Source organism: Shewanella holmiensis, from assembly GCF_025370255.1.
GTDB classification, from domain to species: Bacteria; Pseudomonadota; Gammaproteobacteria; order Enterobacterales; family Shewanellaceae; genus Shewanella; species Shewanella holmiensis.
The window spans coordinates 1-15,710 of sequence record NZ_JAMTCD010000032.1; the positions used below are offsets into that span (position 1 = coordinate 1).

The 15,710-nt window shown below is 43.1% G+C and carries 12 protein-coding genes and 2 pseudogenes; 3 read left to right on the forward strand and 11 right to left on the reverse strand.

Annotation, left to right across the window (positions count from 1 at the left end):
* Positions 1-112 precede the first annotated feature (112 nt).
* Both NE535_RS17070 and NE535_RS17075 read left to right on the forward strand, forming a co-directional pair.
* A pseudogene (locus tag NE535_RS17070) lies at positions 113-361 on the forward strand (DUF1415 family protein); the annotation flags it as partial.
* Between the two features lie 418 nt (positions 362-779).
* Positions 780-1,781 (forward strand): hypothetical protein, encoded by a 1,002-nt coding sequence (locus NE535_RS17075; RefSeq protein ID WP_261299798.1) that lies wholly within the window; start codon positions 780-782, stop codon positions 1,779-1,781.
* Positions 1,782-1,800: 19 nt separating this feature from the next.
* Here NE535_RS17075 and NE535_RS17080 read toward each other — a convergent pair whose 3' ends face one another.
* The 4 genes and pseudogenes from NE535_RS17080 to NE535_RS17095 form a co-directional block, all read right to left on the reverse strand.
* The gene (locus tag NE535_RS17080; protein WP_261299799.1) at positions 1,801-3,324 is read right to left on the reverse strand and encodes a winged helix-turn-helix domain-containing protein; all 1,524 of its coding nucleotides are present in this window, start codon (positions 3,322-3,324) and stop codon (positions 1,801-1,803) included.
* Positions 3,325-3,582: 258 nt separating this feature from the next.
* Positions 3,583-3,798: pseudogene (locus tag NE535_RS17085) on the reverse strand (integrase core domain-containing protein); the annotation flags it as partial.
* Positions 3,799-4,290: 492 nt separating this feature from the next.
* Positions 4,291-4,605 (reverse strand): N(4)-acetylcytidine aminohydrolase, encoded by a 315-nt coding sequence (gene yqfB / locus NE535_RS17090; protein WP_261299800.1) that lies wholly within the window; start codon positions 4,603-4,605, stop codon positions 4,291-4,293.
* Positions 4,606-4,624: 19 nt separating this feature from the next.
* Positions 4,625-5,494 (reverse strand): AraC family transcriptional regulator, encoded by an 870-nt coding sequence (locus NE535_RS17095; protein ID WP_261299801.1) that lies wholly within the window; start codon positions 5,492-5,494, stop codon positions 4,625-4,627.
* A 270-nt stretch (positions 5,495-5,764) separates the two neighbouring features.
* On the opposite strand from NE535_RS17095, the gene NE535_RS17100 reads away from it, so the two are divergent.
* Entirely contained in the window at positions 5,765-6,928 is a 1,164-nt protein-coding gene (locus tag NE535_RS17100) for an iron-containing alcohol dehydrogenase (RefSeq protein ID WP_261299802.1), read from the forward strand.
* Between the two features lie 399 nt (positions 6,929-7,327).
* Here NE535_RS17100 and NE535_RS17105 read toward each other — a convergent pair whose 3' ends face one another.
* The 7 genes from NE535_RS17105 to NE535_RS17135 all read right to left on the reverse strand — a co-directional run bounded on the left by NE535_RS17105 (position 7,328) and on the right by NE535_RS17135 (position 15,690).
* A complete protein-coding gene (locus tag NE535_RS17105) occupies positions 7,328-8,260 on the reverse strand; it encodes a hypothetical protein (protein ID WP_261299803.1) in 933 nt (310 codons plus the stop codon).
* Positions 8,261-8,486: 226 nt separating this feature from the next.
* Complete coding sequence (locus NE535_RS17110; RefSeq protein WP_261299804.1) at positions 8,487-9,356, reverse strand: EamA family transporter; 870 nt, start codon at positions 9,354-9,356, stop codon at positions 8,487-8,489.
* Positions 9,357-9,572: 216 nt separating this feature from the next.
* On the reverse strand, positions 9,573-10,550 hold the full coding sequence (locus NE535_RS17115) for a formate dehydrogenase subunit gamma (RefSeq protein WP_261299805.1): 978 nt from the start codon (positions 10,548-10,550) through the stop codon (positions 9,573-9,575).
* A 78-nt stretch (positions 10,551-10,628) separates the two neighbouring features.
* Positions 10,629-11,198, reverse strand: coding sequence for a formate dehydrogenase FDH3 subunit beta (gene fdh3B, locus NE535_RS17120; protein ID WP_261299806.1), 570 nt, complete (start codon positions 11,196-11,198; stop codon positions 10,629-10,631).
* A 29-nt stretch (positions 11,199-11,227) separates the two neighbouring features.
* Positions 11,228-14,083 carry a molybdopterin-dependent oxidoreductase gene (locus tag NE535_RS17125; protein ID WP_261299807.1) on the reverse strand — a complete coding sequence of 952 codons (2,856 nt, stop codon included), beginning with the start codon at positions 14,081-14,083 and terminating at the stop codon, positions 11,228-11,230.
* Between the two features lie 18 nt (positions 14,084-14,101).
* Complete coding sequence (locus NE535_RS17130) at positions 14,102-14,299, reverse strand: twin-arginine translocation signal domain-containing protein (RefSeq protein ID WP_261299808.1); 198 nt, start codon at positions 14,297-14,299, stop codon at positions 14,102-14,104.
* A 377-nt stretch (positions 14,300-14,676) separates the two neighbouring features.
* A complete protein-coding gene (locus NE535_RS17135) occupies positions 14,677-15,690 on the reverse strand; it encodes a formate dehydrogenase subunit gamma (protein WP_261299809.1) in 1,014 nt (337 codons plus the stop codon).
* Positions 15,691-15,710: the final 20 nt, after the last annotated feature.

Sequence of the window (15,710 nt, forward strand, 5' to 3'; positions counted from 1 at the left end):
TAAATGTGTCGCGCCCATAAGCCTATCTTATTAGATGAATAATGCTTGAATAAGTATGCGATAGCTATGTTAAGCCAAAGCACTGCTTAAGTGTTGCATTTCATCTGGCAGAGGAGGTTATCAACTCGCCACCTTTCACCCAGACTATTGTTTCGATGGTGAACCACAGGACGGGGCAGCCAACTTCACCAACCGCGCGCCCTACCCAACCCTGCACATCATCCGCGAAGCCAGCATGGAGTTAGCCCTTGCTAACTACAACGATCCCGAAACCATCCCAGAGCGCAATATCGCCTTTTGCGAACGCAAAGGCAGCGACTTTTTCGTCAAACTGTTAGCAGAATGCATGGGGAAATCCTAGCGCAAATTGCTGGTCTCACGCTTTCAGGCATTCCCCAATATTAACCTTACGCTTCGAACGATGGCTTCATTGCTATTGGATAAATGCTGCAATTGCTATCGATAAGCCAAGCTAATGAGGCGCAGTCAATCCAGTGACTCGCCATAAAAATGCTGCTATGAGCGTGATAGCGGCATCCGTTGTACAGAGAAGTATCGATATCACGAGCACATCATTGCCAAATCACACCTGATCAACAATCAACATTTACCATTATAAATCAATAGATTAAATAAAAATTAAGATTAAATTATTATTTAATTCACTTTTGTTTTTTGACCTCCTTTATACCGATACCTAAATTACGCCGCAGTTGTAACGGTTGTCGTTACTTAATTTAAGTTAAGGCTAGCTTAGCCATTATTGTTAAGGGTGTTTTATGTTGCGTTGTGTATTACTCGTTGCTGCGTTAAGTTCAGTGTTGATGGGATGTGGTGGTTCAAGCACAGACAGCAGTACAAAACCCAAGCCCGATGAGAATGGCGGCACTAAAGCCAAAAGTAGATATGCTGAAGGGATCTATTTGCTCAGCTTGGCACAAGACGAAGGCGATTTTATTCGTGGTAACGACGGTTATAGCCAATATGTAGGTGTCGGCTTTGCACTCGACCTTTATCCTTCTCAGCAAGAGTTGCAAGCCAGTGTAAAGCAAGTCGGAAAAACTACAGCAGACTGGTATAACATCAATGCAAAGGCAAACCAATTAAGCGCATTTGACAATAATATCAAAGTTAACTTTTGCAGCCGCGATGGACAAGGTAAGTGCACTATCGAGCAATCCAGTATTGAGCGGGGCGATACTTGGTTAACTCCGCTATCGAATGCTCATAGAGCACAATTGCAAGCCAATCAATTTGCCGACAATATCGAACCGCTGTTCACCGATAAAGGATTTACGATGCGTGTTAACGATAACCCACAGTTATCGGCACTATTAATCCAAGTCAAAGCAAGACCTTTAACCGCGGCATTGATGACAAGCTTACTACCAAGTCAGTGGGAAACGCCCTCTGCTTATGGCAGTCCACTAGACTATGATATGTACAAGTTTACCCGTGATGGTTCAGCTCCCGTGCACTTGACTGTATCAATGACTGATGCGCAAGGTAATCCACAATGTATCGCAGTGGGGGCGGTAAGTGCAAAGCAGGGACTTATTATGCATTTTGATTTAAAAATCAATGATTCAGAAAGTGTACCTTGTCAGCAATACCTACAACAACAAGGTGCGAGTGCAGAGTTAGTGCGTGCAATTATTTCTAATCAAACTATCAAGATAGGCTTTATTGAGGATGCCAAAGGCGAGGATATTATGGCCATCAATCACCTTGCTGGTGCCCATCCAGTCGGTGGTGCAGGGTTACTGACAAAGCAGCATTAATTAGAGTTTAAAGGTCGCTTCATTGCGACCTTTTTGCTGAGGCTTTAGGAAGATATGGGGCGGCTGTTTCACAATAATTAGCAAACATTGCCCAAGAATGGATGTCAGCGGTAAGCGCTTTGTCTTGGAATAAAACGCCCCATGCACCTAAACATTGACTCGTGAGTTTCTCGCGGGACAACTGCTCAAAAACCGTTTTCGACGGTACGACTAAAGACAAAGAGACCAATGATTTAAGGTAGTAATAACGGAAAAGTTCAGGTTTATCATCTTTAAGGGCAATATTTGACAACACTAAATAAATAAATGCGTTGTCGATTTGATTATTGAAGTGCCCCTTCAACAAGCGTTCACGTGCGCGTTTATGATTTCCAATTCTAAAATCAAGCAGACCAAGCCAAATTTCAGTTTCTTCACTCGGGAAAGGAAACAACTTGTCGATACGATTGAGCCAAGTTTGTATTTGATCAGACTTGAGCTCTGGGTCAAGCAACAGTCGTCTGGCAAGATAATTGGCCTGAAACATACTGGGGTTATCAGCATCTAGCTGTTGCGCTAAAGTTTGATTGATAAAGGTATGAGTTTGCTCTGTATTGGCAGAGGCTATGACTGGCAACTTAAAATAATCAATCAAATCATCAGTGATCTTTTGTATATCTTGGTCGAGTGAGCCAGTAGAGAGAATATACTCACCGCGATACGTTTGCTTTTCGCTGCTGTGATACACCAACTCAACCCGTGCAGTAAGCTGATCGGATGTAGGAGCTTTGTCGAGTCGCAAATTAAGTTTGTAGTCCGAAAATAAGGTGTTGCCATCGCCAGGCCAATATTCACTATCAATGAGCGGGCTTAAAAAATAGGTTGGATCATCCTGATTAAGCACATTGATATAGGGGTAAGCGACGAGTTGTGAAAGTAACGCGGTTTTGATCGCTGTAACATAAGGACTGGCAGCACTATTGGTGACATGAATTCGGTTTAGCACCAATTCAACCACAGCAATCGTGATATGAGCATCCTGTCGTGTTGTTGCGGTGAGCGGATTAACAGGCGCAATTATGGGTGATTTTTGCGACTGTTGATAGATAAAAAAGCCCGCTATCATCAGCAGACTCATATAAACCAAATGGATCATTCTCTTTGATTGAACAGGTTTCGATGGTGCAATCAGATCAGCAGCGGTGTCGATTAGAGTAACTCGCGTCGCATTGAGGTAGTAACCCTTTTTGGGATAAGTCACTAATAATTTTGTTGCATCCAGTTCAGGCGAGCTCTCTTTAAAAATGGCACGTAGCGTACTAATTCGATTAGTCAGGACATTTTTAGAAATATAATTGCTCTGCCAAACCCGACTGATAATGTCTTCTGCCGCAATCGGGGTACCTGTTTGCTGTAAAAAGACTTCAAGCAGTTCTATGCTTCGAGGCTCTAATTCAATTTCTTGAGCATTTTTGCTCAATTGGCGAGAGGCAGGATCATATACAAGTTCATCGATTGCGATGGTACATTGACGGGCTTTTGCTTGGGCTAACATATCAGCCATAAATCAGGTACCTATCGTATTTTGGTGTTGATGGATGCGAGGTGATAAAAGTTGTCGAAGCACATGCTCCTCAAAGTGCAACGCCTACATCAAGTATGTCTTCTAAGGATGCGATACATTGATGCCATTCTCCAATCGATTTGTTTGCTAAGCGAGATTTAATATCAATAAAATACAAAATCATCTCGAAGAAAACGCGGTATTTTCATCATGAAGAGTGTAGTAGTCAACTAAATTTAATAAAGCTGCGTGTAGTGGTCAAGTAAAATTGGCCACGGTTTTAGAGTCATTCCAATATAAACGTTCTGACTCATTTGGCGTTAACCCACCATTATATTGATGGGGTCTGGTCTCACTGTAATATCCAGTGATGTAATTTGTGATCTCTTTATCTGCTTCTGTAAAATTCCCATAACCACTTGCGGGTATCCACTCAGATTTCAAACTTCTAAAGAAACGCTCCATGATTGTATTGCAATGTATCGCTTTGGAATCATCATTTCGATAGATAATTTATTGAGCAACTCTTCATAAGTTAAAGAGTCATGCATCATCTGACCATTGATCAAGTAGCGCTCAAATCCAGTTTCTCCCCGCAGTATAAATTTAGTTGGGTCAGGGTAAACTTTATAACAATCAGTTAACCGAGCAGCTTTTATCCTGTTTTATATAGCTTTTTACCACAATCATCAATGAAGCTAAATCGAAGAAGCAAAAAATCAGGTGCAGATGAGCCAGCGATTATCCAAAACAAGGCGAAGTTTCACTAAGTGAAACATTTCTGAGCGAGAGGCATGGATGCCGAACTGGCTTTTTAACAGGGATGTTATTGGTTTTGGTTAAGCTCACAAGGATGTGCTTGCTGCGTCTCGCTGGATTATCTGCACATTGGGTTACCCCTTAATATCTGACCCAGAGTGATTGCACTTCAGAAATTTATTGGAGGCAGAAAACTCACTAATCCACTCACTTAACCAGCTCAAATGAAATCATAAACAATGACTGTTGGTTTGGGTAAACCTTCTGAATAATCTGTTTTAACTCATCTAAAGGCAGGCTTTCTTGCTGCGCATGAAACGCATTAATGTCATCAAATGCCAATGGCTCAACTGACAAAATAGTTATATCACACACCTTTTGATGGGTTTCAAGGGTAAATACTTCCACTTGCGAACCGGGCACATAATGGTTTTCAGATGCGTCTCGAATGGTAATGGTTTTAGCGCCACTGGCTACCAGTGGGGTTAAGTATTCAAAAAAAGTGATGCTGGTTGGGATCATTATATTAGCCTTTTGTCTGTTATTGGCGAGCACACTCACCCGGGCTTTGGTCGAAGTAACGTTTAAATTCACGGCTAAATTGCGCGCTGCTTTCATAGCCCACTTGCGTGGCCACGTCTTTTACTTTTAACCGCTGCGCTTGGAGTAGTTCTTTGGCGCGTGTTAATCTAATTTTCTTCAAATACTGAATAGGTGATGAAGATGTCACCTCTTTAAAGCAACGATGAAATGCCGATGGGCTCATGTTAACGAGGCTTGCTAAGGTATCCACTTCAACTGATTCACCATAATGCCGATGGATATAGCTTAACGCTTTTTCAACTCGAGATAACCGCGTATGACTAAGCGACAAAGCATACAAAGGAGCAGCATTTGGGCTATCAAGTAATCGATATAACAGCTCAAGCACGAGTGCTTCACCCATCACCTTAGCTTCGAGTGGCGATTGTAAAGCTTGCAGTAACCTAAACACACTACAATCCATCTCTTCTGTGGTTGGTGCCACAAAATATCCCGGTTGCGGCGATTCATTTAAATCTTTAGGTATTTGATGATGCTCATCCAGTAAGCGAATAATATGGTTCAGCTGTACTAGGTCTATATCAACCATTAATACCAATACAGGCTCTTGTTCACTGGCAAAGGTTTCACACTCCACCGGTAAAGGAACTGTCATCACTAATGCATTTTGACTGTCATAATCGAATGTTTGCTCATCTAAATACAGACGCTTTTTACCTTGGCCGACAAATAGCATTCCCTGCGAATAACACATAGGCCCACGTGCACCATATTGCGACCCTCTAAAAACATGCACACCTTTTAAGTGAGTTGGGTTCACGCCTTCTTTTGGCGCTAATTCTGCCATTAATGTTGCGATATCTGTCATTGCGATCACTCGTTACACACAATTCAAACAGGTTACCACTAAAGCAGAAAAATGCATAAAAAAAGCTACAAATAAGCCATATAACATAAAAATAGGTAGGAATAGGCACAAACACAATAGTTATGTGTCTGTTTATTTGGTGTCAGAAGTTTATGATCGTTTCATCAAATTTAATTGTGATGACAAGGCGCTGACTGTTGTCACGAACACACACTTAACTTCATGCACCGACACCTTGTGGCTGGTGCAACCAAATAAGGTGACACCTGTATGCTTAACTTTAATTACCGTAACCCTACCCATGTTGTTTTTGGCAAAGACCGTATTGCTGAATTAGACCAATTGGTACCCGCGAATGCCAAAGTACTTATCACGTATGGCGGCGGTAGCGTTGTCCGTTTTGGGACGCTAGATAAAGTCAAATCAGCACTGGGCAATCGCACTGTGATTGAGTTTGGTGGTATTGAAGCCAACCCTAAATACGACACGCTAATGCAAGCCGTTGAAGTGGCACGTAGTGAAAAAATCGATTTTTTATTAGCTGTGGGTGGCGGTTCAGTAATGGACGGCACTAAATTTATTGCGCTAGCAACCCAGTTTGACGGCGATACCACCAGCTTGCTTCACCATGGATTTGCGCCAGTGCCTGTGGAAGAAGATAAGGTTATTCCGCTTGGCGTTATTGCTACGTTGCCGGCAACCGGTTCTGAAATGAACGCGTTTGCAGTGGTTAGCTATCAAGGCGGTAAGTTCCCTGTAAATCACCCTAATGTTTACCCAACTTTTGCCATGTTAGACCCTGAGTTAACCTTCAGCTTGCCTAAAATTCAAGTGGCTAATGGGGTTGTCGATGCCTTTGTACATGTACTTGAGCAATATGCGACTTACCCTGTTGATGCCCGAGTGCAAGACCGCACCGCAGAAGGCATTATGCGAACCTTAATTGAGATAGGCCCTATTACTGTAGAAGAGCCAACCAATTATGAAGCGCGCGCTAACTTAATGTGGAGCGCCACATCGGCCTTAAACGGCATGATTGGTGCTGGAGTCCCATTTGATTGGACGACCCACATGATTGGTCATGAGTTAACCGCCATTTTCAACATTGATCACGCACAAACCTTAGCCGTGGTGTTGCCGTCAGTTTGGCGAGTATTGAAACAACAAAAACACGCTAAGTTACTGCAATATGCAGAGCGTGTATGGGACATTACCGAAGGTGATGAAGACAGCCGCATTGAGCAAGCCATAGTAAAAACAGAAGCATTTTTCCAACAGGTTGGTTTAAAAACGCGCCTACGTGATCATGATGTTGAGTTATCTCAAATTGACAGCGTTGTGAACGCACTTGAAGCCCATGGTATGACAGCATTATCTGAAACCGGCAAAGTGGATTTAGCCATGAGCCGCAAAATTTTAGAAATGTCGTACTAAGATTTTGACCAGCCTCAACTTGAGTAAATAGTTAACTCAAGTAAGGGTAAGGTGGCCAGGTTCAACAGCGATAAATCAAGCTTGAACTTGGCCAAAATACTAAGACGCCACTGCTTGCCACAGCTAGCCTATTGCAAACCATCTAGTGTAAAAAGTCATACGGATATCGATGTTACCATCGGCTTGCTAAGCCTTCATTATCTCAACAGCGCGCTAAACTGAGCTTCACTAACGCGACTAAAAATGGCCTTTGTTCAATGGCTATCAAGTCATGCGCTATCAAGTTGAGCAATAATCCTGCCACACACTAAATGAATCAGAAAAACAGCTTTACCTAGGGCGATTAAGTAAACAGAACACTCGCTTAAGTACAAACCGCTTAATAGCGTCATTAGTTAGCTATTTCTGGTATTGCGCACATAACGCAGCAAAATCACTTTTAGGATTAAGTAAAAAATCAGCCCCGACAATTGAGGTCATTTGCTGCTCTGACACTAATGGATTCTCAATTTTAAGCACTAAGCGGCTATTCAACTGACTTTTCAGTAAACATTCACAATTGTGGCGATAAAAAAAGGCGTCAAATTGCCCATTGTCGATAATGCGTTTGAGGCCCACTTTAATGCGGTCAGCTAATCGCGGATGATGAGGTGAAACATAAAAGTAAGTTGCTAATGGAATATGCAGCACTAGACTTTCATCAACCGTCAATTGCGGGTAAAGCCTGTGATGAGCAGCTATCTCCTGATAAGCCTCATTTACCCCGCGGCCAAACGTGATAAAACGCCCTTTTGACAACATATTAAACAGGTTTTCATAGTGAACACTTTCTACCACTTTAAAACCCGCTTGTTGCATCGCAATCTTGGTAGTCCATTGACTACCCGATCCTGTAGGTAAAGACATTAATTGCGCTAAAGAGGTAACAGCCTTTAATTTAGCGACATCATCTTGATTGATGATAAATAACCTAAAACCTTGAACACCTTTACGTATGGGGATATAAATTGGCAATAATGCATTATTCCATTCAATGTTGCTGGCTTCTGCCATCACATTGATCATTTCGCCCTGCTCTAACGCTTTTAGCTCTCGATTTCGGCTCATTGTCATATCCGCAACCGTCAACGTTGCGTCACCAAAATCAGCCTGCGTGGCCTCAATAACTAACTGTAATAGTTCGTAGGTATACTGATACCGAGCATCCTTTGTGGACTCTGGTTGATTGGTAATGAAGTGATCTGTGGCATAAACCGAAGGCACACAACCACAGATCAGCAAAATGACACATACACGATGCACACATTTAGCGCGAAAGAATAATTTAACCATTGTTAGAAAAGCCCATATGAAAATCCTTTTCACTATTTCAACACCCAGTGTAGCTTAATTTACCACCGACACTGGTGCTGTTATCGATATTAATTCATATAGTTAAGAAAATTTCATTCTGAATGAATTTAATTACATGTCTGCTAATAGTTACAACCATATCTCTTTCAATCCTATGGCTTTAAACGACGTCTGCATACATTACTTTGATTAAACAGTTTCAGCGCTACACTCCCATTTCAACGGCTTTTTTAGGGGTAAAGCTACTGCCTAATGAGGCGATAATCACTAAGCCGATGGCTGACCACTGCAACAAAGTTAATTGCTCACTTAAAATCACCAAACCTGCCAATGCCGCTATCGCGGGCTCAAGACTCATCAACACACTAAAAGTTTGTGTAGGCATATTTCTTAGGGCGATCATTTCTAATGAATAAGGTAAGGCACTCGACAATATGCCTATCAGTAACCCTAGCGGTAAAACTTGCCAACTGATTAACGCTAATCCCTGGCTTATAGCTCCAACTGGCACTAAAACAATGGCAGCAACAGTCATCCCTAAGGCGACAGTAATACCGCCTGAGGCTTGTTTTCCGGTGCGGGTACCAAACAGGATATAGCCCGCCCAACACGCACCCGCTCCCAACGCTAAAATAACCCCTGTAATATCCAGCCCTTGCGCACTGGACATATCGGGCATCAACAGCAAAATTCCCACAATCGCACAGGCAACCCAAAATAAATCGGTTTTACGTTTCGAGCCGAATAAGGCAACGGCTAAAGGCCCAGTGAACTCAAGCGCAACGGCAATTCCTAACGGGATCCTATCGATGGAAAGGTAAAACAGAATATTCATACCACCTAGACACAAGCCATAGACGATAATACTGCGCCAATCTCGCCCCTGAGGCAAAGCTCGCCAGGGACGAAATACCAACCAAAGCACTGCTGCAGCAAAGCCCAAACGCAATGCGGTGGTGCCCTCTGGCCCTACTAACGGGAAAAGCTGCTTTGCTAAAGACGCACCAGATTGAATGGTGATCATCGCCAGTAAAACACTGCCTATCGCGGTCAGCAGTATGCGGTTAACTTGCATTAAAAATTCGCCTAAATAAATACTCAATAAGGGGGGAGGCATTTTACCCGAATAATCCCCATTCGAGTAAAATTTTATCTCGTCACATGTGAAAGCCAATTTACCTAAAAGGTCTATTTAAGTGAGCCTTAAAGTAGATTGATATAAACAAAAACACCTTGTTAGCATGCCAACAAGGTGTTTAACGTTTACCCAAATATTAAGTAACTCTGTTTATTACTCTTTGTATTTTAAGGTGCCGTTTTCTTTGATCTCGTCATACCATAAATTATGGTGCTGACTTGCCCAGTTTTCATCACAATAGCCCGACACCATACACTCCATACCACCTTCAGACATAACGGTTGCCATAAAGATATGTACAATAGAGAACGCCGTAATAATAATGGCACTCACTGAGTGCAGTACCAACGCGATTAAACTGATAGTTCGGCTAGGTTCAAACAGGTTTGGGAATAACAACAACATACCTGATGCAGAAATGACTAGGCCAAATAATGCAAACGCCCAAAACCACATTTTTTCACCCGCGTTAGCAAAACCTGCATCAGCATGCTTGCCTTTAAACGGACCAAAGTTAATGTATCCACCAACCACCAGCATCCACTTGAGGTCATACATTTTCGGCATTTGGTTTTTAGCCCACAACGCGGTCATTAGAAACCAACCTACAACGAAGGGAATCGCCATATAGTCGTGAATCAATTTAGCAGCGTTGATCATGCCCGCCCACACACCATCACTCACATAAGGTTGGAAGAAAAAGCGTCCAGCTAATAGGGTTAAGCCCGTTAAGATGAGCAGCAAGCAAGGTATTGCCCCTAACCAGTGAATCGATACATCAAACTTGGACCAGCGATAGACTAACTTACCAGAAAAACCACCGTGCAATTTTGAGATACCATTTACTTTAATAAACAGCACAAATATGATGATCATTCCAAATAACGCTGCCATTAATGCTGGCGCCAATAAATCACTACGCAGCTCAAACACACGTAAATCATAGGTATTGATCAATTGATTATGTGCTTGGCCGGTCGATGTTGTCACACCTTGAGCACCATCTTTCAACTGTGACCAAATTTGACCTTCTGTCGCGCCTTGTTCAACCTCAGTGGTTGCATTAGCTAATGCCATCACGCTGAAAAACAAGGTAATCGCCACACCACATGCAATAAGTATTTTTTTCATGCTACATCCTTTTGAGTCACTAGGTGTTTGCAAAGCAAACACCTAGGCGCACATTTGGACTAACGCCACAATGAGGGATTATCCCCAAATTGCCTTGTTAGACCCACGAGAAGCAACACGCTCACGGAAGATATCCGACACGACGCCAGCATCACCTGCAAGCAGCGCTTTAGTTGCACATAGCTCCGCACACATAGGTAACTTACCTTCAGCGATACGATTTGAACCGTATTGCTTACGTTCAGCATCTGAATGGTTTTCTTCTGGGCCACCGGCGCAGAATGTACATTTATCCATTTTGCCACGACCGCCAAATACTGACTTTTGTGGGAACTGAGGTGCCCCAAAAGGACAAGCATAAAAACAGTAACCGCAGCCAATACAGGTATTTTTGTCGTGCAGTACGATGCCATCTTCTGTTTTGTAGAAACAATCGGCTGGACACACTGCCATACAAGGCGCATCACTACAGTGCATACAGGCCACTGAGATAGAGGCTTCACCTGGCACACCATCGTTAATGGTAACAACGCGACGACGTTGAATACCCCACTCTAATGCAGAGTCGTTTTCGTTCTTACATGCAGTGACACAGCCATTACATTCGATGCAGCGCTTGGTATCACATAAAAATTTCATTGTAGCCATGTTGGCATTTCTCCTCGCTTAAACTGCAATTACGCTTTTTCAATCTGACAAAGCGATGCTTTGGTTTCCTGCATCTGCGTGACAGGATCATAACCATAAGTCATTGCAGTGTTAGCTGACTCACCAATAACGTAAGGCACTGTGCCTTCGGGATAATTTTGCGCTAAACTTTCGCCATGCATCTCACCCGCAAAGTGATAAGGCATCCAGGTAACGCCTGGTTTAACCCTTGGTGTCACCATAGCTTTAATCTTAATGCGGCCACCCTCAGCGCCTTCTAACCACACTGTGTCGCCATCACGAAGACCGCGATCAGCTGCATCGGCAGGGTTAATTTCAACAAACATTTGCTGTTGAAGTTCTGCTAACCAAGGATTAGAGCGAGACTCTTCACCACCACCTTCATACTCAACCAAACGACCTGAGGTAAGTGCTAATGGATACTTAGCCGCAGTGTCTTTCTCTTGAATAGACTTGTACAAGGTCGGTAGGCGATGCACTTGCATGTCATCATAGGTTGGGTACTTAGCCACTAAGTCACGACGCGGCGTGTATAACGGCTCGCGGTGAACAGGCACTTGATCTGGGAATGTCCAAACAATACAGCGCGCTTTAGCATTACCGTAAGGAATACAACCATGCTTGACTGCCACACGTTGAATACCACCTGAAATGTCGGTTTTCCAGTTTTGGCCTTCTGCATGCTTTTTCTCTTCAGCGGTTAAATCATCCCACCAGCCAAGTTGTTTTAACATGTCAGCGGTAAATTCTGGGTAACCGTCTTCAATTTCAGCACCTTTTGAAAAGCTACCATCAGCAAGGATGTTTTTACCGTTATATTCCACACCGTAACGTGCTCGGAAGTTACCACCACCGTCTTTAACGTGCTTGCTTGTATTGTATAAAATTTGGGTACCTGGATGCTTCTGCTCTGGCGTACCCCAACATGGCCAAGGTAAACCGTAGGTTTCACCTTTTGCAGGGCCACCTGCAGCTTCAAGTGTCTTGTTGCTGAACGAGCCCCAGTTTTGGGTGTGCAACTTAATACGCTCAGGGCTTTGACCTGTCATACCGATAGTCCACATACCGCGGTTAATTTCGCGAGTAATGTCTTCAATCACTAGCATGTCATTTGCGTCTTTAGCGATACGCTTGGTGTACTCTTTATCAAAGCCAAGCTTTTGCGATAAACGGTACATGATTTCTAGGTCGGTTTTCGATTCGAATAACGGCTCGATCACTTTTTCGCGCCACTGCTGGCTACGGCCAGAGTTAGACACAGAACCTTCGGTTTCAAACTGAGTACATGCTGGTAGCAAGTAAACCCCGTTTTGACGACGATGCATAACACCCGCCATTGTTGGGAAAGGATCCACAACAACAACCGTATCCATTTTATCGAGTGCATCACGTACATCTGATTGACGGGTTTCAGTGTTAACCGACTGTCCCCAGAAGAAGCCCATACGTACACGATCTTTTTGTGCGAGCTTTTCAGGTGTTTCTAGCACACCATCATGCCAACGAGAACAAGGAATACCCGGAGTATTCATAGGCACACGGCCAAGATATTCATTTTGGTCAAAGCGTGATTTAACCCAATTGATATCAAGGCTCCACACGTTGGTCCAGTGATCCCATGCACCTGAGGTTAAACCGTAATAACCGGGTAAGTTATCAAACAGTAACCCTAAGTCTGTTGCGCCTTGGACGTTATCATGACCACGGAAGATGTTAGTACCACCGCCCGATACCCCCATGTTGCCTAAGGCTAATTGCAGAATACAGTAAGCACGTGTGTTGGCGTTACCAACATGATGCTGCGTACCACCCATACACCACACCACGGTACCTGGACGGTTGTCAGCCATTAACTTAGCAGCTTGATAAACTTCTTCTTCGCTACAGCCAGTAATGTCTGCGACTTCTTTAGGTGGGAATTTTTTCACTTCTTCACGGATGCTTTCCATTTCGAAAACACGTTCTTTGATGAACGTTTTATCTTCCCAACCATTTTCAAAAATGTGCCACAACATACCGTAGATGAATGGAATATCGGTACCTGGACGTAAACCACAATGCAGATCCGCGTGCGCAGCAGTGCGTGAGAATCGAGGATCAACAACAATAATTTTGGCGTTGTTTTTCTCTTTCGCGATTAAAATATGCTGCATAGCCACAGGATGCGCTTCAGCTGGGTTAGCCCCAATAAAGAAAATCGCATTGGCATTTTGAATATCGTTAAAAGAGTTAGTTTGCGCACCGTAGCCCCAGGTGTTAGCAACACCAGCTACCGTGGTAGAGTGACAAATACGAGCAGAATGGTCGACGTTATTAGTGCCCCACATGGCTGCAAATTTACGATACATGTAGCAGCCTTCGTTTGAAAACTTAGCGCTACCCATAAAGTAAAGCGAATCAGGACCAGACTCTTCACGGATTTCCATCATCTTGTCGCCAACTTCGTTAAAAGCTTGCTCCCAAGAAAGTTTTTTCCACTTACCGTCTACCAATTTCATTGGGTATTTTAGACGTTTTTCACCGTGGCCATGCTCACGTAAAGCAGCACCTTTGGCGCAATGTCCACCCGCATTGAATGGGTGGTCAAATGCTGGCTCTTGCCCTGTCCACACGCCATTTTGCACTTCAGCATACAAACCACATCCCACAGCACATGCGCTACAAACCGTGCGCTTAATTTCAATCGGTGCATTGTGTGGAACATCTTTGGCTTCGGCACGACGCATCATACCCGCACCTAGCATTGACGCTGCGGCGATACTACCTGTAGTCACACCCATTTGCTTCATAAATTGGCGACGATTGATGCCAAGCTTTGGTGAGTCTGCAGTAGGGGCGATAGTTGACTTACGAGTTAATTTCATCGATTACTTGCTCCTAAACTAACCGCGTAAGCTATCGTAGTAACTGCGAATATGCGCGGTTTCTTGATAACCTTGGGTGTTGGATGTAGTTGTTTTGGTTTCTGTTGCATGGGCAACCTTAATACCGGTCGCTGCAATGGCTACGCCTGCAGTCCCACCTAGGGTTAAGGCTTTCAACAAAGATCTGCGATTAAGATCTGGTTGTTGTTTACTCATATCATCTCCAATTGAAAGGCATTGCTTTCAAGATAAAGTCGAATCAGTGCTCGTTTATTGTTGAAACACTGGCTTACGAACGTTCAAACGTGTCGTTTAATGTCGGGAGAGATAGTAGAGATAAACGCAAGTCGATTTGTTGATCACAATGGGGGTTTAACGCTTTTTTATTTGTAAAAAAGCCTAAAATGCTTATTAGATCACAATCTTAATGTTTGAAATTATAAATGAGCAATTAAATTATTTTTCAGTGACTTAAGATGTTAAATAACTGAAAAACAGTGGTTATGAAACTGTTTTGTCTCCGTTGAGTAGTTGGATAAAAAAACACCCCAAAGTTACCTTTGAGGTGTTTATCAATCAAGCATTCAATTCAATCAATCTTGATATTTAATCGCGTTGTTTGCTTTCAACTCGTCATACCATAAGTTGTGATGCTGAATAGCCCAGTTTTCATCACAATAGCCGGAAATCATCGACTCCATACCGCCTTCACTCAGTACCGTTGCCATCCAAATATGTACAATGGTAAAACCGATTAAAATAGCAGCACAAATACCATGAACCAACAATGTAGCGATTGAGGCTTCACGCGGTAAGTCAAGCAGTGGTAAAACTAGAATCAACCCAGAAATACTGATAAATAGACCAAATATCGCTAAGGTCCAAAACCACATTTTCTCACCAGCATTGGCAAAACCACTATCGGGATGCTTGCCTTTAAACGGGCCAAAGTTGATATAGCCGCCTACCACTAAAAACCATTTTAAGTCATACATCTTAAAGGTTTGTAATGGCATCCACTTGATCATACAAATTAACCAAGACACGATGAAAACCGGTCCTGCCCAATCATGGCTGAATTTACTGGCAGCAATAATACCTGCCCATAAACCTTCACTAACGTATGGTTCAATAAAATGTCGTCCAAGCATAATAAATACGCCGGTAAACATTAATATGAAACACGTAATGGCCATAATCCAATGCAACTTAATGTCAGCCTTGGTCCAACGTTCCATCATTTTACCCGAAAAGCCATGGGCAAGTTTTGCTGGACCGTTAACAAGATAAAAGAATAAAAACGCACCAAATATGCCAAATATTGCGACAACGATGGCAGGTTTTAAATACGTATTACGTATTTCTTTACCTTGATTACCGGCTTTATTAATTAACACATTGGCTTCAAGTGCTTTATCAGTACTGTAACCTGACTCACCCGCCTTCACTGCTCGCCAGAGATCTGCATCGCTGGTAGTCGCTGTTTGTTGTTTACTCGATTGTTCATCCGCTGCATGTGCCGTCGGCATCACTAAACCGATAGACATTATCAGCGCTAACAAAGCAAACATCATCCGCAGTGATTTGTTTAACGATGTGTTTAACATTGTCACTCCTCATTGGGCTG